Source organism: Rhodococcus gannanensis (assembly GCF_042681175.1).
Classification (GTDB): domain Bacteria; phylum Actinomycetota; class Actinomycetes; order Mycobacteriales; family Mycobacteriaceae; genus Rhodococcus_G; species Rhodococcus_G gannanensis.
Genome location: NZ_JBHUFB010000012.1, coordinates 197052 through 222072, shown reverse-complemented (window position 1 = coordinate 222072; position 25021 = coordinate 197052). Strand labels below are relative to the sequence as shown.

At 73.3% G+C, this 25021-nt stretch carries 1 protein-coding gene; it reads left to right on the top strand.

All coding sequences use genetic code 11. The features are described 5' to 3' along the window. Positions 1–178 precede the first annotated feature (178 nt). A complete protein-coding gene (locus ACFSJG_RS15800; RefSeq protein WP_378486181.1) occupies positions 179–25021 on the top strand; it encodes a non-ribosomal peptide synthase/polyketide synthase in 24843 nt (8280 codons plus the stop codon).

The following is a 25021-nucleotide window of genomic DNA, read 5'->3' as shown; positions in this document are numbered from 1 at the left end:
GCCCCCGACACCGATCCGTGCGACGCCGATCTCGTGCTCCAGTACCGTCCCGGCCCGACGCCCGCCCTGATCGCGCACGAGGCCAACGACGTGTTCGCGCCGGAAGCGGTCGCGGCCGTCGTCGCCCGCCTCGAACGTGTTCTCGCCGCCGTCGTCGCCGACCCGGAACTCGCCACCGGTGACATCCCGGTGCTGTCCACCACCGAATCGGACGCCCTCTGCCCGGTGTGGGGGGGCACATCCCACCGAGCCACACACCCTCGCGGAGCTGATCGCGGACGCCGTCGCGTCGGGGCCGGACCGCACCGCCGTCGTCGACGGCGAGCGGCGCCTCACCTACCGTGAGCTCGCCGCCCGGGCCGACGTCCTGGCCGCGATCCTGGCCCGGCACGGCGCCGGACCCGGCACCGTAGTGGCCCTGTCGATCGCGCGGTCCATCGAATCGGTGACCGCGCTGTGGGCGGTCGTCCGGTGCGGAGCCGCGTTCGTCCCGGTGGACCCGAACTACCCACCGGACCGCATCGAGCACATGCTGGTCGACTCCGGCGCGACCCTGGGCCTGACGGTCCGCGCGCACCGGGACCAGGTGCCGGACCTCGTCGAGTGGTTCGACGTCGACGAGATCGACTGGGACGGTGCACCCACGTCCCCGCCGTCCGTGCGTACACACCTCGACGACGCCGCCTACCTCATCTACACCTCCGGGTCGACGGGTCTGCCGAAGGGCGTGATCGTCGGCCACCGCGGCCTGGCGAACCTGATGCACGAGGCGCGGGACCGGTTCGGCGTGACCGCGGACAGCCGCACCCTGCACTTCTCGTCCCCGAGCTTCGACGCGTCGATCCTGGAGTTCCTGCTCGCCCTCGGCTCCGCCGCGACGATGGTGATCGCGCCGCCGACCGTGTACGGCGGCGAGGAACTGCGGGCGGTGCTGCGGAACGTCACCCACGGTTTCGTCACCCCCGCCGCACTGGCGTCGGTGGACGCGACGGGGCTCGACGACCTCCGGTGCGTGATCACCGGCGGCGACGTCTGCCCGCCGGAACTGGTGCGGCAGTGGGTGACCGGGGGCCGAGAGCTGTTCAACGCGTACGGTCCGACGGAGACGACGGTCGTCGCCGGGATCAGTGCCCCCCTCACGCCGGACCGCCCGGTCACCATCGGCGGGCCGTCCTGTGGCAGCGGATCGCTCGTCCTCGACGAGCGGCTGCACCCGGTGCCCGTCGGGGTGGTGGGGGAGCTGTACGTGACGGGTCCGAGCGTGGCCCGCGGCTACCGGAACCGGCCGGGCACCACGGCGGAACGGTTCGTGGCCGATCCGTTCACCGGCGGCCGGATGTACCGGACCGGCGACCTGGTGCGCTGGAACGGTGAAGGGGAGCTGGAGTACCTGGGGCGCAGCGACTTCCAGATCAAGATCCGCGGATTCCGCGTCGAACTCGGCGAGATCGACACGGTGCTGCGAAGCGACCCGACGGTGGCGTTCGCCGCCACGACCGGACACGTGCGCCCCTCCGGGGACATGGCCCTGGTCGGGTACGTGCTGCCCGCCGAGGGCGCGGTCGTCGACGAGGCCGCGCTACTGGCGCGGGCAGCGGCGGCGCTGCCCGCACACATGGTTCCGACCGCCCTCGTCGTCCTCGACGAGCTGCCGTTGACGCCCGCGGGAAAGGTGGACCGGCGCGCGCTGCCACAGCCGCGTTTCGACACCACCGCCGCCGCGTACCGTGCGCCGACGAGCGACACCGAACGCCGAGTCGCGGCCGTCTTCGCGGAGGTCCTCGGTGCGGCCCGGGTCGGTGCCGACGACAGCTTCTTCGACCTCGGCGGCGACTCGCTGATCGCCACCCGTGTCGTCGCCCGGGTCAACGCGGCGCTCGGGACGTCGCTGGGGGTGCTGGACCTGTTCGAGGCACCGACGGTGACGGCCGTGGCCTTCCGCGCGGACGCGGCCGGCCTCGCGACGGCCCGCCCCTCCCTCGAGGCCCGGTTGCACGACACCCCCGTTCCGGTGTCGCTGGCGCAGCAGCGGATGTGGGTGGTCAACCAGCTCGACACGACCTCCGCGGTGTACAACATCCCGATCGCGGTGCGGCTCACCGGCGAACTGGACGTCCCGGCCCTGACCGCCGCGCTCGGTGACGTCGTGGACCGGCACCAGACGCTGCGCACCGTCTTCCCGAACACGCCGACGGGACCGGTCCAGCAGGTGCGGTCGGCCACCGAGGCCACGCCGGACCTGACACCGGTGGACGTCCCCGTCGACCGGCTGCGGCCGCGGGTGCGGGCCCTGGCGACGGCGGGGTTCGACGTCACCTCGACGACACCACTGCGCGCGACACTGCTGCGGATCGCGCCGACCACCCACGTGCTGGTGCTGGTGGTCCATCACATCGCCGCGGACGGACTGTCGATGGGCCCCCTGGCCCGGGACGTGCTGACCGCGTACACGTCCCGGGTCGAGGGCCGCGCCCCGGCGTGGTCGCCGTTGCCGGTCCAGTACGCGGACTACGCGCTGTGGCAGCGGGACCTACTCGGGTCGGCGGACGACCCGGACAGCCTGATGGCGCGGCAGCTGGGGTTCTGGACCGACACCCTCGCCGGTGCACCCGAGGTGCTGTCGCTGCCGATCGACCGGCCGCGCCCCGCGCGGGCGTCGATGCGCGGCGGGACCGTCGACGTCAGCCTCGACGCCGACCTGCACGCACGGCTGCTGGCCCTCGCCCACGACCGCGGCACCAGCCTGTTCATGGTGCTGCACGCGGCATTGGCGGTGCTGCTCGCCCGGTCGAGCGGCGAATCCGACATCTCCATCGGGTCCCCGGTGTCGGGGCGCGGGGAGGCGGGCCTCGACGACCTCGTCGGCATGTTCGTCGGCACCCTGGTGTTGCGCGCGCAGGTCGACGCCGCCGAACCGTTCACCGCGCTGCTGGATCGGGTCCGCGCCGACGACCTCGCCGCGCTGAGCCGCACCGACCTGCCGTTCGAGGTGCTCGTCGACGCGATGAACCCGACCCGCACGACGGCGCATTCACCGCTGTTCCAGGTGATGCTGGTGCTGCAGGCCGCGGTCGACGCACACCTGGAGATGCCGAGGGTCACCGCGGACGTGGAGGACGTCGACACCGGCACGGCGAAGTTCGACCTGCAGGTGATCGTCACCGAGCACACCGCCGCGGACGGCACCCCCGGTCCGCTGGAGACCCAGTTCGCGTACGCGAAGGACCTGTTCGAGCACACCACGATGTCGGCGATGGCGGATCGACTGGTCCGGGTGCTCGAGTCGGTGACCGCCGACCCGGATGCCGTGGTCGGGGATCTCCCGGTGGTGGGCGCCGACGAGCGTCGCCGGGTCGTGCAGGACTGGAACGACACCGCGAATCCCGTCGCGGCGGACACCCTGCCCGCGCTGGTGCGGGCGCAGCGGGCACGCACCCCCGACGACGTTGCGCTGGTGTTCGCGGACCGGCGCTGGACCTTCGACGAGTTCGGTTCGCGGGTGGACGATCTGGCTCGGGTGCTCGCCGCGCGCGGGGTCGGTCCGGGTGCCCGCGTGGCGGTGGCGTTGCGGCGCTCCGACGACCTGCTCGTCGCGATCCACGCCGCGGTCCGGGCGGGCGCGGCGTACGTACCGCTGGACCCGGACCACCCGGAGGCCCGGATCCGGTACGTCCTCGACAACGCGGCACCGGCGATCGTGCTGACCACGTCCGCGATGCGGGACCGCCTACCGGAGGACGCGCCGCTGCTGCTGCTCGACGAACTCGACGACACCGCCGAGCGCAGCGTCGCACTGCCGGAGCCGCACCCGGATTCGGCCGCGTACGTGCTGTACACGTCCGGGTCGACCGGGCGGCCGAAGGGCGTCGAGGTCACCCACCGTGCGATCGTGAACAGGCTGCAGTGGATGCAGGACACCTACCCGCTCGACACGTCCGACGCGGTGCTGCAGAAGACACCGGTGACGTTCGACGTGTCCGTGTGGGAGTTGTTCTGGCCCCTGACGACCGGGGCGCGGCTCGTCGTCGCGGCCCCGGACGGCCACCGCGACCCCGACTACCTGTCCCGGGTCGTCGCCTCCGAACACATCACCACGATGCACTTCGTGCCGTCGATGCTGGCGACGTTCTTGTCCGCGGCGCGCCCCGAGGAGTGCGCCGGCCTACTGCGCGTGTTCTGCAGCGGCGAGGCGCTGCCGCCCGCGACCGCGGAGACGTTCCGCCGGTTCTGCGGTGCGGCGCTGCACAACCTGTACGGTCCGACGGAGGCCGCCGTCGACGTCACCTACTGGGAGACGTCCGCCGCCGACACGGCCACCGTGCCCATCGGGTCCCCGGTGTGGAACACCCGCCTCTACGTCCTCGACTCGCGGCTGCACCCGGTCCCCGTCGGGGTGCGTGGTGAGCTGTACCTCGCCGGCGTCCAGATCGCCCGCGGCTACGTCGGCCGATCGGACCTGACCGCGGACCGGTTCGTCGCGGACCCGTTCGCGCCCGAGCCGGGTGCACGGATGTACCGGACCGGTGACGTGGTCCGCTGGCTGGAGCGGCCGAGCCGGGCACCCGGGCGGCCCAGCGCCGGTGTCCTCGAGTACCTGGGACGCAGCGACTTCCAGGTCAAGCTGCGCGGACAGCGCATCGAGCTCGGCGAGGTCGAGGCCGCGCTGCTCGCCGCCGACGGGGTCGCGCAGTCCGTCGTCGTGGTGCACCACGACGACATCACCGGCGAATCGCTGATCGGGTACGTCGTCGCGGAACCCGGCACCGAGGTGGACCCGGCAGCGGTGCGCACGGCCGCGGGGGCGGAACTCGCCGCCTACATGGTGCCGGCGCAGGTGTTCGTCCTCGACGAGTTCCCCCTCGGCGCGACCGGCAAGCTGGACCGCAAGGCGCTGCCGGAGCCCGAGTTCGTGGTGTCGTCGGCGGAGTTCGTCGCGCCGCGCAACCCGGTCGAGGAGATCCTGTGCGCGATCGTCGCGGACCTCGTTGCGGCGCCCCGCGACGGAGGCGCCGTCGTGCCCCGCATCGGCGTGCACGACAACTTCTTCGACCTCGGCGGCAACTCGCTGATCGCGGCCCGATTGGTGGCTCGCGCGAACGCGGCACTCGGCGGCCGCATCGGGGTCCGGGAGGTGTTCGACGCGCCGACCGTGGCGACGCTGGCATTGCGGGTCGAGTCGGCGACGGCCGCCGCCGCGGACCGGCCGCCACTGGTAGCGGAGCCGCGCCCCACCCCGGTCCCCGTCGCGCTCGCCCAGCAACGCATGTGGTTCGTCAACCAGTTCGACACCACGTCGCCGGCGTACAACATCGTGATGCCGATCCGCCTCGACGGCGACCTCGACGAGGCCGCGCTGGCAGCGGCAGTCACCGACGTCCTCGACCGGCACGAGGCTCTGCGCACCCGCTTCCCGCTCGTCGACGGCGCCCCCACCCAGGAGGTCCTCGCGACCGGCGACGTCACGCTCGACCTGGCGGCGGTCCCGATCCCCGAATCGGATCTGCCGCAGCGGATCACCGCACTGGCATCGGACGGTTTCGACGTCACCGGCGCGCCGCCGCTGCGGGCGTCCCTGCTGCGCACCGCACCGCAGGCGCACGTCCTCGTCATCGTGCTGCACCACATCTGCGCCGACGGATTCTCGATGGCGCCGCTGGCCCGGGACGTGATGACCGCCTACGGCGCCCGCGCGGCCGGACTGGTGCCCCAGTGGACACCGCTGCCGGTGCAGTACGCGGACTTCGCGCTCTGGCAGCAGCGCGTCCTCGGTTCCGCGGACGACCCGGACAGCCTGATGGCCCGGCAGCTCGACTACTGGACCACCACCCTCGCCGACCTCCCGGACCTGCTGCCGCTGCCCACCGACCGGCCGCGGCCGCCGGTGCAGTCGCTGCGCGGCGCGGCGGCGCCGTTCACCATCGACGCCGAACTGCACCGGCGGCTGATCGCGACGGCCCGCGAACGTGGCACCACCGTCTTCATGGCGATGCACGCGGTGCTCGCGCTCCTGCTCGCCCGCTCCTCGGGCACCACCGACATCGCCGTCGGCACCCCGATCGCCGGTCGCGGCGAGCCCGAACTCGACGACATGGTCGGCATGTTCGTCGGCACCCTCGTGCTGCGCACCGACGTCCGGCCCGGCGCCTCGTTCGTCGAACTCCTCTCCGCGGTCCGGGAGCGGGACCTGCAGGCGTTCCACCAGTCGGACCTGCCGTTCGAGCGGCTCGTGGAGGTGCTCGCGCCGGAGCGCAGCACCGCGCACTCGCCCCTGTTCCAGGTGATGTTCGAGTTCCGCAACACCGAACGCGCCCGGCTGGAACTGCCCGGCCTGACCGTCTCGGCCGTCGACCTCGACACCTCCATCGCGAACTTCGACCTGCAGCTCACCTGCACGGAACGGTTCGACCCGGACGGCACCCCCGCCGGCATCGACGCCGGATTCACCTATGCGACGGACCTTTTCGACCCCGGCACGATCGACGAACTGTCCCGGCGGCTGCGCCGCATCGTCGCGGCGGTGACGGCCGCGCCCGACGCGCCGGTCGGGGACGCAGCCCTGCTCGACGTGGGAACGATCGCGGCGCTCGCGCCGGTCCGCGGACTCGAACCGGTTCCGCCGCGCACCCTCCCTGAGCTGCTGGCGGCGGCGGTCGCCGAGAACCCCGACGGTGTCGCTCTCGTCGACGGCGGCGACGGTACCGCGCTCACGTACCGGGACCTCGACGCCGAGTCGAACCGGCTGGCCCGCCGGCTGATCGCGCTCGGCGCCGCACCCGACACCGTCGTCGCGGTCGCGTTGCCGCGGTCGACGCGGTCGGTGCTCGCGGTGTGGGCGGTCGCCAAGACCGGCGCCGCGTTCGTGCCGGTGGACCCGAACTATCCGGCGGACCGCATCCTGCACATGCTCGAGGACTCGGGTGCGGTGCTGGCGCTGACCCGCGCCGACCAGCGTCACCTCGTCCCCGACGGCGTCACCGCCGTCACCCACGACGATCCCGACCTCGCCGCGTTCGCCGCCGGCACGGTCACCGACGCCGACCGCCGCGCGCCGCTGCGGACCGACAATCCGGCGTACCTGATCTACACGTCGGGCTCCACCGGTGTCCCCAAGGGCGTCGTGGTGACGCACCGGGGCCTGGCGAGCTTCGCCGCCGACGAACGCCGCCGCTACGAGATCACCCGCGACGCGCGGACCCTGCACTTCTCGTCGCCGAGCTTCGACGCGTCGATCCTGGAACTGCTGCTCGCGGTCGGTGCCGGAGCCACGATGGTCGTGGCGCCACCGGACGTGATCGGCGGCGCCGACCTCACCGACCTGCTGCGCCGGGAACGGGTCACGCACGCCTTCGTCACGCCCGCCGCTCTCGGCTCCGTCGACGCGGACGCGGTCCCGGATCTGCGGTGCGTCGCGACCGGCGGGGACAGCTGCCCGCCGGAACTGGTACGGCAGTGGGTCGCCGCTGCACCGACCGACCCGAGTTCCCGAGGGCGCCGGCGGATGTTCAACGCGTACGGCCCGACCGAGGCCACCGTCGTCGCCGCCGTCACCGGCCCGATGGACCCGGACCGGCCGGTGACCATCGGCCGGCCCCCGACCGGTGGCGCGGTCGTCGTCCTCGACGAGCGGCTGCGGCCGGTGCCGGTGGGCGTGGTGGGGGAGCTGTACGTGACGGGACCGAGCGTGGCCCGCGGGTACCGGAACCGGCCCGGCACCACGGCGGAGCGGTTCGTGGCCGATCCGTTCACCGGCGGCCGGATGTACCGGACCGGCGATCTGGTGCGCTGGACGGGCGATCCGAGCGGTGCGACGGGCGCGCTGGAGTACCTGGGGCGCAGCGACTTCCAGGTCAAGATCCGCGGCTTCCGCATCGAACTCGGCGAGGTGGAGTCGGCGCTGACCCGCCACGACTCCGTCGCCCGCGCCGTCGTCGTCGCGCATCCCGACAGCGCCGGACGGCCCCGCCTGGTCGGGTACGTGGTCCCGTCTGTCGCCGGCGTGGACGTCGACATCGACGACCTGCTGGCGTTCGCGGCCACGCAACTCGCCCCGTACATGGTGCCCGCCGCCCTCGTCGTCCTCGACGACCTGCCGCTGACCCCGGTCGGCAAGCTCGACCGCCGCGCCCTGCCCGAGCCGGACTTCGCCGCCCGCGCCACCACCCGCCGCGCCGCGACCGGCCCCGTCGAGGACACCCTTGCCGCCCTGTACGCCGAGGTGCTCGGCCTCGACGTCTCCGAGTTCGGTGTGGACGACTCGTTCTTCGCTCTCGGCGGCGACAGCATCATGTCGATCCAGCTCGTCGCCCGCGCCAAGGACGCCGGTGTCGCGCTGACGCCGCGGCAGGTGTTCGAGCACAAGACGGTCGCCGCGCTCGCCACCGTCGCGGAGGCGGGCGATGCCCCGGTGCAGGAGCTGGAGGAACTGCCCGGCGGCGGTGTCGGAGACATGCCGCCCACCCCGATCGTGCGGTGGCTGATCGAGCGCAGCGGCCTCCCCGAACGGCCCGGCGAAGGCCGCTTCGACCGGATGTCGCAGCCGACGCTGCTGCGCGCACCCCGCGACCTGACCTCGCTCGACCCGCTCGTCGCGACCGTCCAGGCGGTCCTCGACCGGCACGACATGCTGCGCGCCCGGTTGCGGATCGACGACCCGGCGGTGGGACCGGTGATGGAGGCACGGCCGGTCGGCGCCGTCGACGCCGGCTCCTGCGTGCGGCGGGTCGCCGTCCGGTCGGTGCCCGGCACTCCCGAGTACGAGTCGGCGGCCCTCGCCGTCCTCGACGCCGCCCAGGACCGGCTCGACCCGGTGAACGGGGTGATGCTGCAGGTGGTGTGGCTCGACTCGGCCACCGGTGAGGACCGGTTGATGGTGGTCGTGCACCACCTCGTCGTCGACGGCGTGTCGTGGCGGGTGCTGGTGCCGGACCTGGCGATCGCGTGGTCGCACGTGACGGCCGGGCAGGAACCGGCACTGCCGCCGGTCGGGACCTCGATGCGGCGGTGGGCGCACGCCCTCGTCGACGCCGCCGGATCCCGGCGCGACGAACTGGACCTGTGGCGGTCCGTGCACACCGGCCCCGACCCGGTGCTCGGCTCCCGCCCCCTGGACCCGGCCCTCGACGTCGAGTCCACCGCCGAGCGGCTGACGGTCGAGGTGCCCGCCGACGTCAGCGACGCCGTCCTGACCGCGGTCCCCGAGACGTACCACGGCAGCGTCGCCGACGGACTGCTGACGGCGCTGGCGTTGGCGGTGACGCGGTGGCGGCACGACCACGGGCAGGACGTCTCGGGCGGCACCCTGCTCGGCCTCGAAGGCCACGGCCGCGAGGACCAGGTGGTGGGTGGCGCCGACCTGTCCCGCACCGTCGGATGGTTCACCTCCCTGCACCCGCTGCGCCTGCACCTGCCGGACCTCGACCTCGACGACGCATTCGCGGGCGGACGCTCCGCGGGCGCCGCGATCAAGGCCGTCAAGGAACAACTGCTCGCGATCCCCGACAGCGGCGTCGGCTACGGCCTGCTGCGCTACCTCGACCCGGCTGCCGGCCGCGAACTCGCCGGACATCCCGCGCCGCAGATCACCTTCAACTACCTCGGCCGGTTCGCGACCGACCTGGCGGCGGGCGGCGCCGACGCGGCGTGGACCCCGGCGGGCGAGGTGGACATGCAGCGCGTCCAGGACCGGGACATGCCGCTGGCGTCCGTCCTCGACGTCAACGCGGTGACCACGATGGACGGCGACCGGCCCGTGCTGCGCGCCACCTGGGCCTACCCGGCGGGGGTGCTCACCGCCGCCGAGGTCACCGAGATCGCGGGCCTGTGGACGTCGGCGCTGACCGCGCTGGCCCGGCACGTCGCCGGACCGGACGCCGGCGGACTGACCCCGTCCGACCTCGACCTGATGGACCTGGACCAGCCGGCGATCGACCGCATCGAGGCCGCACACCCGGGGCTGCAGGAGATCTGGCCGCTGACGCCCCTGCAGTCGGGCCTGCTGTACCACGCCGAGGCAGCGGCGTCGGGTGCAGTCGAGGAACGGTCCGTCGACTCGTACACGGTGCAGCTGACGGTGGTGGCGAGCGGCGCCGATCCGGTGCGGGTGCGCCGCGCCGGGCAGGCGCTGCTGGACCGGCATCCCAACCTGCGGGCCGCGTTCGTCCCCGACGACACCGGCAGGCCGGTGCAGGTCGTCCACCGCCACGTCGACCTCCCCTGGGAGGAGGTCGACCTGAGCGGCCTGCCGGACGAGGAACGGGCGGCGGCCCTGGACCGGCTGATGACCGCGGACCGGGCCCGCGGATTCGACATGGCGACGGCGCCGCTGCTGCGGCTGACGATGATCCGCACCGGCGCCGACGAACACCACATCGTCCTGACGAACCATCACATCCTGCTCGACGGCTGGTCGATGCCACTGGTCCTGCGTGACCTGCTCACCCTGTACGCGACCGGTGGCGACGACACGAACCTGCCCCGCGTGCACGCGTATCGCGACTACCTGAGCTGGCTGTCCCGCCGGGACACGGCGGAGTCGCTGGACGCGTGGCGGGACGCGCTCGCCGGGGCCACCGACCCGACCCTCCTCGACCACGGCGCCGGCTCCACGGACCCGTCCCGGCAGGTGCGGGTCGACCTCGGCGCCGAGGTCGCCACCGGCCTGCGGGCCCTGGCCCGCGACCGCGGCATCACCCTGTCCACGATGATCCGGCTGGCGTGGGGAATCACGTTGGGGGAGTTGACCGGCCGCGACGACGTCGTGTTCGGCGGCACCGTCGCCGGGCGGCCCCCGCAGATCCCCGGGATCGAGTCGATGGTCGGCCTGTTCATCAACACACTGCCGGTGCGCGTCACCCTCGATCCGCACGAGACGCTCGTCGAGGCGGGGGAACGACTGCAGGCCGAGCAGGCCGCCCTGCTCGACCACCACCATGTCGGGCTGTCCGACATCGTCGACGCCGCCGGCCCCGGAGCGGTGTTCGACTCGCTCACGGTGTTCGAGTCGTATCCCATCGACCGCGACGCGCTGGCCGCGGACACCGACATCGCGGGCATGCGGGTGCAGGACGTCCACGACACCGCCGACGCCGCGCACTACCCACTGGCCCTGATCGCCTCCGACGACGAGCACCTGACCCTCGACCTCGAGTACTTCCCGGACGTGTTCGACCGGGGTCTCGTCGAGCGGCTCGGTGGGCAGGTCGCGCGGGTGTTGCGCACCCTCGTCGACGACCCGGACCTGCCGCTGCCGCGGCTGCGGTTGCTCACCGGCGGTGAGGAGTCCCTCCTCGCACCGGCGCGGGGGCTGCCCACCGACGCCCGTCGGACCCTGCCGCAGATCCTCACCGACGCCGCCGGGACCCGACCGGAGTCGGTCGCGCTGCGCCACCGACCCGACCCCGACGGCCCGCTGCGGTCGGTGACCTACGGTGAACTCGACGCGACGTCGAACCGGTTGGCGCGGGCGCTGATCGCGCGCGGCGCGGGACCGGGCACCGCCGTCGCGCTGTGCCTGGCCCGCTCCGCCGACTCGGTGACCGCGATGTGGGCGGTCGCCAAGACCGGTGCCGCGTTCGTCCCGGTCGACCCCCACTACCCACCCGACCGGGTCGCGCACATGCTCACCGACTCGGGATCGGTCCTCGGGGTCACCCTCGCCGACACCGAGACCCGGCTGCCGGAGCAGGTGATCTGGCTGTGCCTCGACGGCCCGGACACCGGCGAGATGCTCGCGTCCGTGTCGGCGGCGCCGGTCACCGACGTCGACCGGCGGTCGCCGCTGCGCGCCGACGACGCCGCCTACGTCATCTACACGTCCGGATCCACCGGCACCCCGAAGGGGGTCGTGGTCACCCACCGCGGCCTCGACGCCTTCACCCACGAGCTGCAGCGGCGGATGGGCGCCAACCACCGCAGCCGCACACTGCACTTCGCGTCACCCAGTTTCGACGGCGCGGTCCTCGACTACCTGCTCGCGTTCGGTCCGGGCGCGACCATGGTGATCGCCCCACCCGGCGTGTACGGCGGCACCGAACTCGCCGACCTGATCGCGGCCGAACACGTCACCCACTCGTTCGTGACCACCGCGGGCCTCGAGACGGTGGACCCGGCCGGTCTGGACGAGTTCGCGGCCGTCCTGGTCGGCGGCGAGGCGTGCCCACCGGAGCTGGTCGCCCGCTGGGTCGGCGACGTATCGGGAGGGGCCGGCCGGCGCTTCTTCAACGGCTACGGCCCCACCGAGGCCACGATCATGGCCGACATCAGCGCGCCCTTGCGGGCCGGGGAGCCGGTCGGGATCGGCGGTCCCGTCCTCGGCGCCCACCAGGTGGTGCTCGGGTCGCGGCTGCAGCCGGTGCCCGCAGGCGCGCCCGGCGAACTGTACCTGTGCGGTCCCGGCCTGGCCCGCGGCTACCACGGCCGCCCCGGACTGACCGCGGGCCGGTTCGTCGCGAACCCGTACGCGCCCGGGGAGCGGATGTACCGCACCGGCGACCTCGTGCGGTGGAACGTCGACGGCGGCACCCCGACCCTCGAGTACCTGGGCCGCAGCGACTTCCAGGTGAAGATCCGCGGATTCCGCATCGAGCTCGGCGAGATCGACTCGGCGGTCGCGGCGCACCCCGACGTCACGTTCGCGGTCACCGTCGCCCACCAGGTCGGCGACGACACCCACCTGGCCGCGTACGTCACCACCGACGGGCGCACACCCACCGCGTCCGAGGTCCGCGACTTCGTCCGCGGCCGGCTGCCCGCGCACATGGTCCCCGAATCGGTCACCGTCCTCGACCGGATCCCGCTGACCCCCGTCGGCAAACTCGACCGCCGCGCACTGCCCGAACCCGACTTCGCCGTCGCCCGGTACGTGCCGCCGTCCACCCCGCTCGAGCAGACGGTCGCCGACGTGTTCGCCGACGTCCTCGGCGTCGACCGGGTCGGCGCGGACGACGACTTCTTCGACCTCGGCGGCAACTCGCTGATCGCGACCCGCGCCGCGGCACGCCTGACCGCGACGCGCGGCGCACCGGTCGGGGTGCGGACCCTGTTCGACGCGCGGACGGTCCGCGACGTCGCCGAGGCCCTGGCGGCCGACCCGGCCGCCGGGTCCGGTGCGCGCCCACCGCTGGCCCCGGGGCCGCGGCCGCCACACCTGCCGCTCTCGCCTGCGCAGCAACGGATGTGGTTCCTCAACCAGTTCGACACGTCCTCGCCGGCCTACAACATTCCGCTCGCGGTCCGGCTCACCGGCGACCTCGACGTCGCGACCCTCGCCGCGGCGCTGCGGGACGTGCAGGCCCGGCACGAGTCGCTGCGCACCGTCTATCCGATGGGCGACGACGGCGAACCCGAGCAGCGCGTGCTCGACCCGGAACTGTCCGACCTCGACGTGCGGACCGTCACCGAGGCCGACCTGCCCGCCCGCCTCGCCGCATTCGTCGGCGGCGGATTCGACGTGACCGCCGAGGTTCCGGTGCGGGTGGCCCTGTTCGTCACCGGTCCCCGCGACGCCGCCCTCGCGATCGTGGTGCACCACATCTGCGCGGACGGGTTCTCGATGGCGCCGCTGGCCCGGGACGTGATGGCCGCCTACCAGGCCCGGCTGGAGGGTCACGACCCGGCCGACCGCGAGCCGCTGTCCGTGCAGTTCGCCGACTTCGCGTTGTGGCAGCGGGACCTGCTCGGTGACCCCGACGACCCCGGCTCGCGGCACGCCGCCGAACTCGCGTTCTGGACACGGGAACTCGCCGGTCTGCCCGAGGTGCTCGAGCTGCCGCTCGACCGCCCGCGGCCCACCCGGCGGGACATGGTCGGCGCCCGGGTCCCGTTGCGGATCGACGCGGACACGCACCGGGCGCTGGCCGACCTGGCCCGCAGCCGCGGCGCGACGATGTTCATGGCGATGCACGCCGCGCTGGCGTTGCTGCTGTCGAAGATCACCGGCAGCGACGACCTCGCGATCGGCACCCCGGTCGCCGGCCGCGGCGCCGCCGCGCTCGACGAGATGGTCGGCATGTTCGTCGGCACCCTGGTGCTGCGCAGCCCGGTCCCGCCGGAGTCGACGTTCCGGGACCTGGTCGGGGACATGCGGGCCCGTGACATCGCCGCCTTCGAGAACACCGACCTGCCGTTCGAGGTGCTCGTCGACACCCTCGCACCGGATCGCTCCACCAGCCACACCCCGCTGTTCCAGGTGCTGATCGAGTTCCAGAACAACGAACTGCCGACGTTGACACTGCCCGGCCTGACCGTGACACCGGTCGAACCGGACCTGCCGGTGGCGAAGTTCGACCTGCAGTTCACGCTCGCCGAGACGTTCGGCGACGACGGCACCCCCGCCGGGATCGCCGGCACCCTCACCTACGCGACGGACGTGTTCGACGAGGTCACCGCGACCGCGATCACCGACCGGTTCACCCGGCTGCTCACCGACCTCGAGTCGCACCCCGACCGTCCCGTCGGCGACGTCGACCTGTGCACCGCCGCCGAACTCGACGCGATCGCCGGGGAGTGGAACCCGCCCGGGCGCCGTGCCCCGGACACCACCCTCGCCGCCGCGTTCGCGGACGCGGTCCGGCGGTATCCGGACGCCCCGGCGGTCACCTGCGGGGACGTCACCCTCACCTACGCCGAGCTGGGTGCGCGGGCGAACCGCCTCGCCCGGGTCCTGATCGACGCGGGCGCCGCCCCGGAAACCCTTGTCGGGGTGGCACTGCCGCGGGGCATCGACCTCGTCGTCGCCCTGCTCGCCGTCGTCGAGTCCGGCGCCGGCTACCTTCCCCTCGACATCGGCCACCCGGCGGAACGGCACGCGTTCACCCTTGCCGACGCGGCACCCGTGTGCACGGTGACCACCGTCGTCGACGCCGACCGGCTGCCGGATTCCGACGTGCCCGTCGTCGCGCTCGACGATCCCGCCGTCACCGCGGCCCTGCGCTCCGCCTCCGACGGGCCCCTCACCGACCGCGACCGCCGCGCACCACTCACCCCGGACACCGTCGCCTACGTCATCTACACATCCGGTTCGACCGGCCGCCCCAAGGGCGTCCTCGTGCCGCACCGCAACGTGCTCACCCTGTTCGAGAACACCCGCGACACCTTCGGATTCGACGAGACCGACGTGTGGACGATGTTCCACTCGGCCGCGTTCGACTTCTCCGTCTGGGAACTGTGGGGTCCGCTGCTGCACGGCGGACGGCTGGTCGTCGTCGACCACGACACCTCCCGATCCCCGGACCTGTTCCTCGCCCTCCTCGAACGCGAACACGTCACCGTCCTCAACCAGACCCCGACCGCGTTCTACCAAATCGCCGAGGCGGAACGCACCGCCGGCGGCGAGCCGCTCACCGCGTTGCGGTACGTCGTCTTCGGTGGTGAGGCACTGGACTTCGCGCAGCTGCGGCGCTGGTACGAGCGGCACGGCGCCGGGGCGAGCGCAGCGACGGGGTATGTTGCCGCCTCACCCGCGCTCGTGAACATGTACGGCATCACCGAGACGACGGTGCACGTCACCCGGCTGCCGCTCACCGCGGACCTCGCGGCGTCGTCGTCGGCGAGCGTCGTCGGTCGCGCCCTGCCTGCGCTGCGGGTCAGCGTCCTCGACCGCCGACTGCGTCCGGTGCCGCCGGGCGTGGTGGGGGAGATGTACGTCTCCGGCGACCAGGTCACCCGCGGCTACCTCGGCCGCCCCGACCTGACCGCGGCCCGGTTCGTCGCCGACCCGTCCGGCCGTCCGGGGCAGCGGATGTACCGCACCGGTGACCTCGCCCGGTGGAACCGCAGCGGCAGGCTCGAGTACCTCGGCCGCAGCGACCTGCAGGTCAAGATCCGCGGCTTCCGCATCGAGCTCGGCGAGATCGAGTCCGCGGCACTGCGATTCCCCGGTGTCGCCGCGGCGGTCGCCGTCGCCCACGACGACGGCGCCGGACGCGTCCGGCTCGTCGAGTACCTGGTTCCCGAGCCCGGTACCGTCCTCGACCGCGACGGCCTCCGGGAGTTCCTCGGCGAGGAACTCGCCGCGCACATGGTGCCCGCGGCGTTGATCGAACTCGACGCGCTGCCGTTGACCGTCAACGGGAAACTGGACCGGAAGGCGTTGCCGGAACCCGACTTCGGTGCCGCGGTCGGGGCGGGACGGGACCCCGCCACCGAATCGGAGTCGACGCTCGCCGGGCTGTTCGCGGAGGTACTCGGCCTCGACCGGGTCGGCGTCGACGACTCGTTCTTCTCGCTCGGCGGCGACAGCATCATGTCCATCCAGTTCGTCGCCCGCGCCAAGGACGCCGGACTGCACCTGACGCCGCGGCAGGTGTTCGAGCACAAGACGGTCGCGGCGCTCGCCGCGGTCGCGGAATCCGCGGAGGTGGCGGCGCCCGTCCTCGACGAACTGCCCGGCGGCGGGGTCGGACCGTTCCCCGCCACCCCGATCGTCCGGTGGCTCCTCGACCGCGCCGACGCCGGCGGGGCGGGGCTGGGCCGCTACACGCAGACGGCGCTGCTCACCCTGCCCGCCGACGCCGACCACGCCCGCCTCGTCGCGGCCCTCGGCGCGGTCGTCGACCGGCACGACATGCTGCGCGCCCGCCTCGACCGCGCCTCCCGGACCGTGGCCGTCGCCGCGCCCGGCAGCGTCGACATCGGTTCGGTGCTGACCCGGGTGCCCGTCGACGCCGTCACCGGCGCGGCGTTCGAGGCGGTCGCCGACATCGCGCTCGCCGACGCCGCGGGCCGTCTCGACCCCGAGGCCGGGGTGCTGCTGCAGGCCGTCCGGTTCGACCCGCCGACCGGCGCCGGCCGGCTGCTGCTGGTCGTGCACCACCTCGCCGTCGACGGCGTGTCGTGGCGGATCCTGGTCCCCGACCTGGCGATCGCGTGGGCGCAGCTCGGCGAGGACCGACCCGTCGACCTGCCGCCGGTGGGCACCTCGATGCGCCGGTGGGCGCACGCCCTCGCCGCCGCGGACCGGACCGGCGAGATCGGCCACTGGCGCCGTGTGCTCGCCGCACCCGACCCAGCGCTCGGTGCCCGCCGCCTCGACCCGGCCGCCGACGTCGCCGGCACCCTCGACCGCGTCAGCGTCGAGGTGCCCCCCGAGGTCACCGAGGCGCTGCTGACCGCCGTCCCCGACGCGTTCCACGGCGGCGTCGGCGACGGCCTGCTCACCGCCCTCGCCCTGGCCGTGACCCGGTGGCGCACCGACCGCGGACAGGCCCACACCGACACCCTCGTCACCCTGGAGGGCCACGGCCGCGAACCCGCGGCCGTCGCGCAGGACGGGTCGGGAGACGCCGACCTGTCCCGCACGGTCGGCTGGTTCACGACGATGCATCCGGTCCGCCTCGACCTCGCAGGCGTCGACGTCGACGAGGCGTTCGACGCCGGACCGGCCGCAGGCGCCGCGATCAAGGCCGTCAAGGAACAGGTCCTCGCCGCCCCGGACCACGGCATCGGTTTCGGGCTGCTGCGGTACCCGGCGGCGGGGGACTCACCGCTCGCCGACACCCCGGACCCGCAGATCGGTTTCAACTACCTGGGCCGGCTCGCCGGCGCGGCAGGCACGGACTCCGACGCGGCGTGGCTGCCCGTCTCCGACGTCACCCTCGACGACGCACCCCCACCGGACCTGCCGGTGACCACCGTCCTCGACGTCAACGCCGTCACCCTCGGCGGCCCCGACGGTCCGCGGCTGCGCGCCACCTGGGACTTCCCGGCCGGGGTGCTGTCCGCCGAGGAGGTCACCCTGCTCGCGGAACTGTGGGTGCAGGCGCTGACCGCCGTCGCGCGGCACGCCACCGACCCCGCCGCGGGCGGGCTCACCCCCTCCGACCTCGGCCTGGTCGAACTCGGCCAGGCGGAGATCGACGATCTCGAACACCGCTACCCGACGCTGGCGGACGTGTGGCCGCTGGGGCCGCTGCAGGCGGGCCTGCTGTTCCAGTCGCGGCTGGTTGAGGACGCCACCGACCCGTACGTCGTGCAATTGACGCTCGACCTGGTCGGCGACGTCGACGCCGACCGGATGCGCCGCGCCGGGCAGGCGCTGCTGGACCGGCATCCGAACCTGCGCGCGGGATTCGTCGTCGACGACGCGGGCCACGCCGCGCAGGTGGTGCCCGCGCGGGCGGTGCTGCCCTGGACGGTGACCGACCTGCGCGGCACCGATCCCGCCGCCGCCGAGACCCGGTTCGGGGCACTCCGGGACGCCGACCGCGGCGCCGGATTCGACATGTCCGCGCCGCCGCTGCTGCGACTGCACCTGGTGACCGTCGCGCCCGGTGAGCACCACCTGGTGCTCACCAACCACCACATCCTCCTCGACGGCTGGTCGACGCCGCTGATCCTGCGGGACCTGCTCACCCTGTACGCCACCGACGGCGACCACACGGTCCTGCCGCGGGTCCGGTCCTACCGCGACTACCTGGGGTGGCTCGCCGGGCAGGATCCGGCCGCGTCCACCGCGGTGTGGCGGGACCTGTTCGCCGACGTCGGCGAGCCGACACTGCTCGCCCCGACCGCTCCCGGCCAGCCCGCGCCGGCCGGGTCCCGCGAGTACGAGACACTGCTGCCCGAGGACGCCGCCGACCGGATCCGGGCCCTCGCACGGTCCCGTGGACTGACCGTGAACACGGTCGTGCAGGCGGCGTGGGCGTTCGTCCTCGGCGCCCTCACCGGCCGCAGCGACGTCGTGTTCGGTGCCACCGTGTCGGGCCGGCCCCCGCAGATCCCGGGGATCGAGTCGATGGTCGGACTGTTCATCACCACCATCCCCGTCCGGGTGAGCCTCGACCCCGCCGAAACCCTCGGCGGGCTCCTGGACCGCCTGCAGTCGGAGCAGGCGGCGCTGCTCGACCACCACCTGCTGGGGTTGCCCGCGATCCAGCAGGCCGCGGGTCCCGGCTCGGTGTTCGACACCCTGACCGTGTTCGAGTCCTATCCCGTCGACCGCGCCGGGCTCACCGCCGAGACCGACATCGCCGGGATGCGCGTCGCCGACATCCACGGCCGCGACTCCGCGCACTACCCGCTCGCGCTGGTGGCCTCCGACACCGGTGGGCTGAACCTCAAGTTCGAGTACTCGGAGGCGTTCGGGCGCGGCGAGGTCGCCGTCGTCGCCGACCGCGTGCAGCGGATGCTGCTGCTGTTCGCCGACGCCCCCGACACCCGCATCGCCGACGCGCACGCCCTGCGCGCGGACGAGGCCGCCGACCTGCTGCCCGTCACCGGACCGGCCGGGCAGTCGATCCGGACGCTGCCGCAGCTCCTCGCCGACGGCGCGGCACTCGACCCCGACGCGGTCGCGTTGACCGCCGCCGGCCGCGAGGTCACCTACCGCGAGCTCGACGACCGGTCGAACCGGCTCGCCCGGGTCCTGATCGGGCTCGGCGCGCGCCCGGAGTCGTTCGTCGCGGTCGGCATCGCCCGCTCGGAGGAGTCGGTGCTGTGCATGTGGGCCGTCGCCAAGACCGGTGCCGCGTTCGTCCCCGTGGACCCGAGCTATCCGCCGGAACGCATCGCGCACATGCTCACCGACTCCGGCGCCGCCGTCGGCCTGACCACCAGCGGTCACCGCGACACGCTGCCCGACTCGATGCCGTGGCTGCTCCTCGACGATCCCGCGTTCGCCGACCGGTGCGAGCGGGAGTCCGCGGCTGCGGTCACCGACGCCGACCGGTCGGCGCCGATCGCCCTCACCAACGCCGCGTACCTCGTCTACACATCCGGGTCGACGGGCACCCCGAAGGGTGTCGTCGTCACCCACACCGGACTCGACAACTTCGCCCGCGACCAGCTCGACCGGTTCGGTGCCACACCGGGTTCCCGCGCCCTGCACTTCTCCACCCCCAGCTTCGACGGGGCGGTGTTCGAGTACCTGCAGGCGTTCGGCGCGGGCGCGACCATGGTGATCGCCCCGACGACCGTCTACGGCGGGACCGAACTCGCGCAGCTCGTCAAGTCCGAACGCGTCACCCACGCATTCGTCACCACCGCCGCCCTCGCGACCGTCGACCCCGCCGGTCTCGACGAGTTCACCGACGTCGTGTTCGGCGGCGAGGCCTGCCCGCCCGACCTCGTGACCCGGTGGGCGGCCCCGGACCCGGGGGCGCCCGGGGCGCGGCGCCTGCACAACGCGTACGGCCCGACCGAGACGACGGTGATGTCGAACATCAGCGCGCCCATGTCACCGGACCGCCCCATCACCCTCGGCGGACCCATCCGCGGTGTCCAGGAACTCGTCCTCGGCGAACACCTGCAACCGGTTCCGGTCGGCGCCCCCGGCGAGCTGTACATCTGCGGTGTCGGCCTGGCCCGCGGCTACCACGCCCGGCCCGGATTCACCGCCGGACGGTTCGTCGCGAACCCGTACGCGCCGGGGGAGCGGATGTACCGCACCGGCGACCTGGTCCGCTGGACCCGCGCCGACGACAACCAGATCGGCACCGCCGACGGTGGGTACACGCTGGAGTACCTGGGCCGCACCGACTTCCAGGTCAAGATCCGCGGGTTCCGCATCGAACTCGGCGAGATCGACACCGCGCTGATGGCGCAGCCGGGCGTCGGGTTCGCCGTCACCCTCGCCGTCCCGGGCCCCGCCGGGGACACCGCGATCGCCGCCTACGTGCTGCCCGCCACCGGGCACCGGGTCGATCCCGGCGACCTCACGGCCGGACTCGCGCGGCACCTGCCCGGCCACATGGTGCCCGCGGCGATCACCGTCCTCGACGAGATTCCCCTGACGCCGGTCGGCAAGCTCGACAGGCGGGCCCTGCCGGAACCCCGATTCGATCTCGCCGCACCCGATTACGTGGCACCGGCCACGGACCGCGAACGGGTCGTCGCGGAGGTGTTCGCGGACGTCCTCGGCCGGGACCGGGTCGGCGTCGACGACGACTTCTTCGACATCGGTGGGAACTCGCTCGTCGCGACCCGCGTCACCGCCCGCCTCGGCGCGGTCCTCGGTGTCACCGTCGGAGTGCGGGCACTGTTCGAATCGCCGACCGTGCGCAGCCTCGCCCGCGCCCTGGACGAGGCCGACCACGTCGCCGCCGACGGCGGCGAGCCGCGACCCGCCCTCACCGCCGGACCGCGCCCCGAGCACGTCCCGATCTCCCTGGCGCAGCAGCGGATGTGGTTCCTCAACCAATTCGACACCAGCTCCCCGGCGTACAACATCCCGCTCGCCGTCCGGCTCACCGGAGCACTCGACGTGCCCGCGCTGCACGCCGCCGTCGGCGACGTCCTCGACCGGCACGAGTCGTTGCGGACGATGTTCCCCGTCGTCGACGGGTCGCCGACGCAACGCATCGTCGACACCGCGGACGCGCTGACCGAGTTCGCGGAGGAAACCGTCACCGAGGCCGACCTGACGGGCCGGATCACGGAGTTCGCCGCCACCGGCTTCGATGTCAGCGCCGCCGTCCCCGTCCGCGCGGCCCTGTTCACCGTGCGGCCCGACGAGCACGCACTGGTGGTGGTCGTGCACCACATCAGCGCCGACGGCTTCTCCCTCGCCACCCTCGCCCGCGACGTGATGACCGCGTACGTGTCCCGCACCGGCGGCACTCCGGGGGAGGTGGGCGGGGCCCCGCAGTGGGCGCCGCTGCCGGCGCAGTACGCCGACTACACCCTGTGGCAGCACCGCGTCCTCGGCTCCGACGCCGACGAGCACTCCCTGATCAGCAGGCAGTGGCGGTACTGGCGGGACACCCTCGCCGGCCTGCCCGACGTGCTGACCCTGCCCACCGACCGGCCCCGTCCGCTGCAGCAGACGATGCGCGGTGACCGCGTCGAGTTCACGGTGCCGGGCGACGTGCACCGCGCCGTCACCGACCTCGCCCACGCGTCGGGGTCGACGGTGTTCATGGCCGTGCACGCCGCGTACGCGGTGATGCTCGCCCGCATCGCCGACACCGACGACATCGCCGTCGGCACTCCCATCGCCGGGCGCGGCGAGCCCGCGCTCGACGAGATGATCGGCATGTTCGTCGGCACCCTCGTGCTGCGCACCCGCATCGACCCGGCGGTCTCGTTCACCGACCTGCTCGTCGAGGTCCGCGACCGCGACCTCGACGCGTTCGCACACGCCGACCTGCCGTTCGAGCTGCTCGTCGAGAAGCTGAATCCGCCGCGCTCGACCGCGTACTCGCCGCTGTTCCAGGTGTCACTCGAGTTCCAGAACACGCAGACCCCGCACCTGGAGTTGCCGGGTCTGACGGCGGCCGCCGTCGACGTCTCCACCCACGTCGCGAAGGAGGACCTCGAACTGATCCTCGCCGAGCGGTTCGAGGACGACGGCACCCCGGCCGGGATGACCGCCGCCCTCGACTACGCGACCGACCTGTTCGATCCCGGCACCGTCCGCGGTCTCGCCGACCGGTTCGTGCGGATCCTGCGGGCCGTCGTCGCCGACCCGGACCGCGCCGTCGGCGACATCGGCATCCTCGGCGAGCGTGAACTCACCGAGTTCGCGCCCGCCCAGGGACGCACGGCCCGCACCCCGGCGCTGTGGCCGGAACTGCTCTCCGCCGCCGCGCAGGTCGATCCCGACGCCGTCGCCCTGCGGTTCGAGGACCGGCAGGTCACCTACCGGGAACTCGACGAGGAGTCGAACCGGTTGGCGCGGGCCCTGATCGCGCGCGGCGTCGGCCCGGAGACGTTCGTCGCGCTCGGCCTGTCCCGCTCGATCGAGGAGGTCGTCGCGATCTGGGCGGTCGCGAAGGCGGGCGCCGGGTTCGTGCCCGTCGACCCGACCTACCCGACCGAACGGATCGAGTACATGCTCGCCGACTCCGCAGCCGTCGTCGGGGTCACCGTCCCCGACCGTGTCGGCGGCCTGCCGGAGGCCGTGCCGTGGCTCGTCCTCGACGACGAGATGAACCGTGACCTCGAATCCCGGTCGGCGGCACCGGTCACCGACGCCGACCGGCTCGCGCCGCTGCACCTGCAGCATCCGGCCTACCTGATCTACACCTCCGGATCGACGGGCATGCCGAAGGGCGTCATCATCACCCACCAGGGCATCGCGAACCTCACCGCCGAGGAGCACGACCGGTTCCGGGTGACTCCCGCGTCCCGGGTGTCGCATCTCGCGTCGCCGAGCTTCGACGCGTCGGTGTTCGAGCTGATGATGGCGTTCGGTGCCGGCGCCCGCGTGGTGATCGTCCCGCCGACCGTGTTCGGCGGCGACGAACTGACCGACCTGTTGCGGCGTGAGCAGGTCACCCACGCGTTCATCACACCCACCGCGCTGTCCTCGATGACCGACGAGGGACTCGGTGACCTGGCGGTGCTCGCCGTCGCCGGTGAGGCGTGCCCACCGGAGCTGGTCGCGATCTGGTCCCGCGGTAGGCGCATGTTCAACGGCTACGGCCCGACGGAGACCACCATCCAGGCCAGTGTCAGCGACCCGATGGGCGCCGACCGTCCCGTCGACATCGGCCGTCCCGCCATCGGTTTCGAGGAGATGATCCTCGACAGGCGGATGCAGCCGGTGCCGGTCGGGGTGCCCGGCGAGTTGTACATCGCCGGACCCGGTCTGGCCCGCGGCTACCACCACCGGACCGGTCTGACCGCCGGCCGGTTCGTCGCGAACCCGTTCGGTGCACCCGGTACCCGCATGTACCGGACCGGGGACGTGGTCCGGTGGCGCCGCACCGCCGACGGCACCTTCACGGTGGAGTACGTGGGGCGCAGCGACTTCCAGGTCAAGGTGCGGGGCTTCCGGATCGAGCTCGGGGAGATCGACACCGTCCTCGCCGGCCACCCTGCCGTCTCCTTCGCCGCGACCATCGGCTACACCGCCCCCGCGGGCGGCACCCTGCTCGCCGCGTACGTCGTCGGCGCCGAGGGCCTCGCCCCGGACCCGGGGGAGTTGCGTGCGTACGTCGCCGCGCGGCTGCCCGCGCACATGGTCCCCGCGGCCGTCACGATCCTCGACAAGGCGCCGATGACCCCGGTCGGCAAGCTCGACCGCCGGGCGCTGCCCGCACCGCAGTTCGGGTCCCGCTCGGACCTGTACCAGCCGCCGAGCACCCCGACCGAGCACGCCGTGGTGGCGGTGTTCGAGGAGGTCCTCGACGTCGACCAGGTCGGCGTGATGGACAGCTTCTTCGACCTCGGCGGCAACTCCATCGTCGCGACCCGGCTGGTGACGGCCCTCGCATCGAGGCTGGGGCGCACGCTGCCGTTGCAGGCGGTGTTCCTCGACCCCACGCCGCGGGGACTGGCACTGGCCTTGACCGAAGGCGGCACCGCCCCGGTGGACCGGGCACTGAGCGTGCTGATCCCGCTGCGCACCCAGGGCACCAAGGCACCCCTGTTCTGCGTCCACCCGGGCATCGGATTGTCCTGGGGTTACGCCGGTCTCGCGCAGCACCTGTCCCACGACCGTCCCGCGTACGGGCTGCAGTTGCCGGTCATCAGCGGCGGACCGAGCTTCACCTCCGTCGCGGACCTCGCGCACCGCTACGTCGAGGAGATCGTCGCGGTCCGGCCGCACGGTCCGTACCACCTGCTGGGCTGGTCCCTCGGCGGTGTCATCGCGCACGCGATCGCGGTCGAACTCCGCGCCCGCGGCGAGGTCGTCGAAACCCTCGCCGTCATGGACAGCTACCTCGGCGTCGACGACGGCACCCCCGACAGCCTCACCGTGGGGGAGTTGCTGCACGGTCTCGGCCTGGATCTGCCCGCCGCGGAGGAGGAGTCGCTGACGTACGAGCGGGCCGTGACACTCCTCGACGAATCCTTCGGGCAGGACACCGGACTCACCGCCGACCACCTGCGCCGCATCAACGCCGGGTTCACCGACTCCGCACGGATCCTTCGCGAGTTCACCCCGGACGTCTTCGACGGCGACATGCTGTTCTTCAAGGCGACGCAGGCGAACGGCCACCATTCACCGGAGGAGTGGAGCGACAGCGTCACCGGCGGCATCCACGAGATCGCCGTGGACTGCGAACACAACCAGATGATCGAACCCGACGTCCTCGCCGTCGTCGGACCGGTCCTCGACCGCTACCTGATCTCACACTGA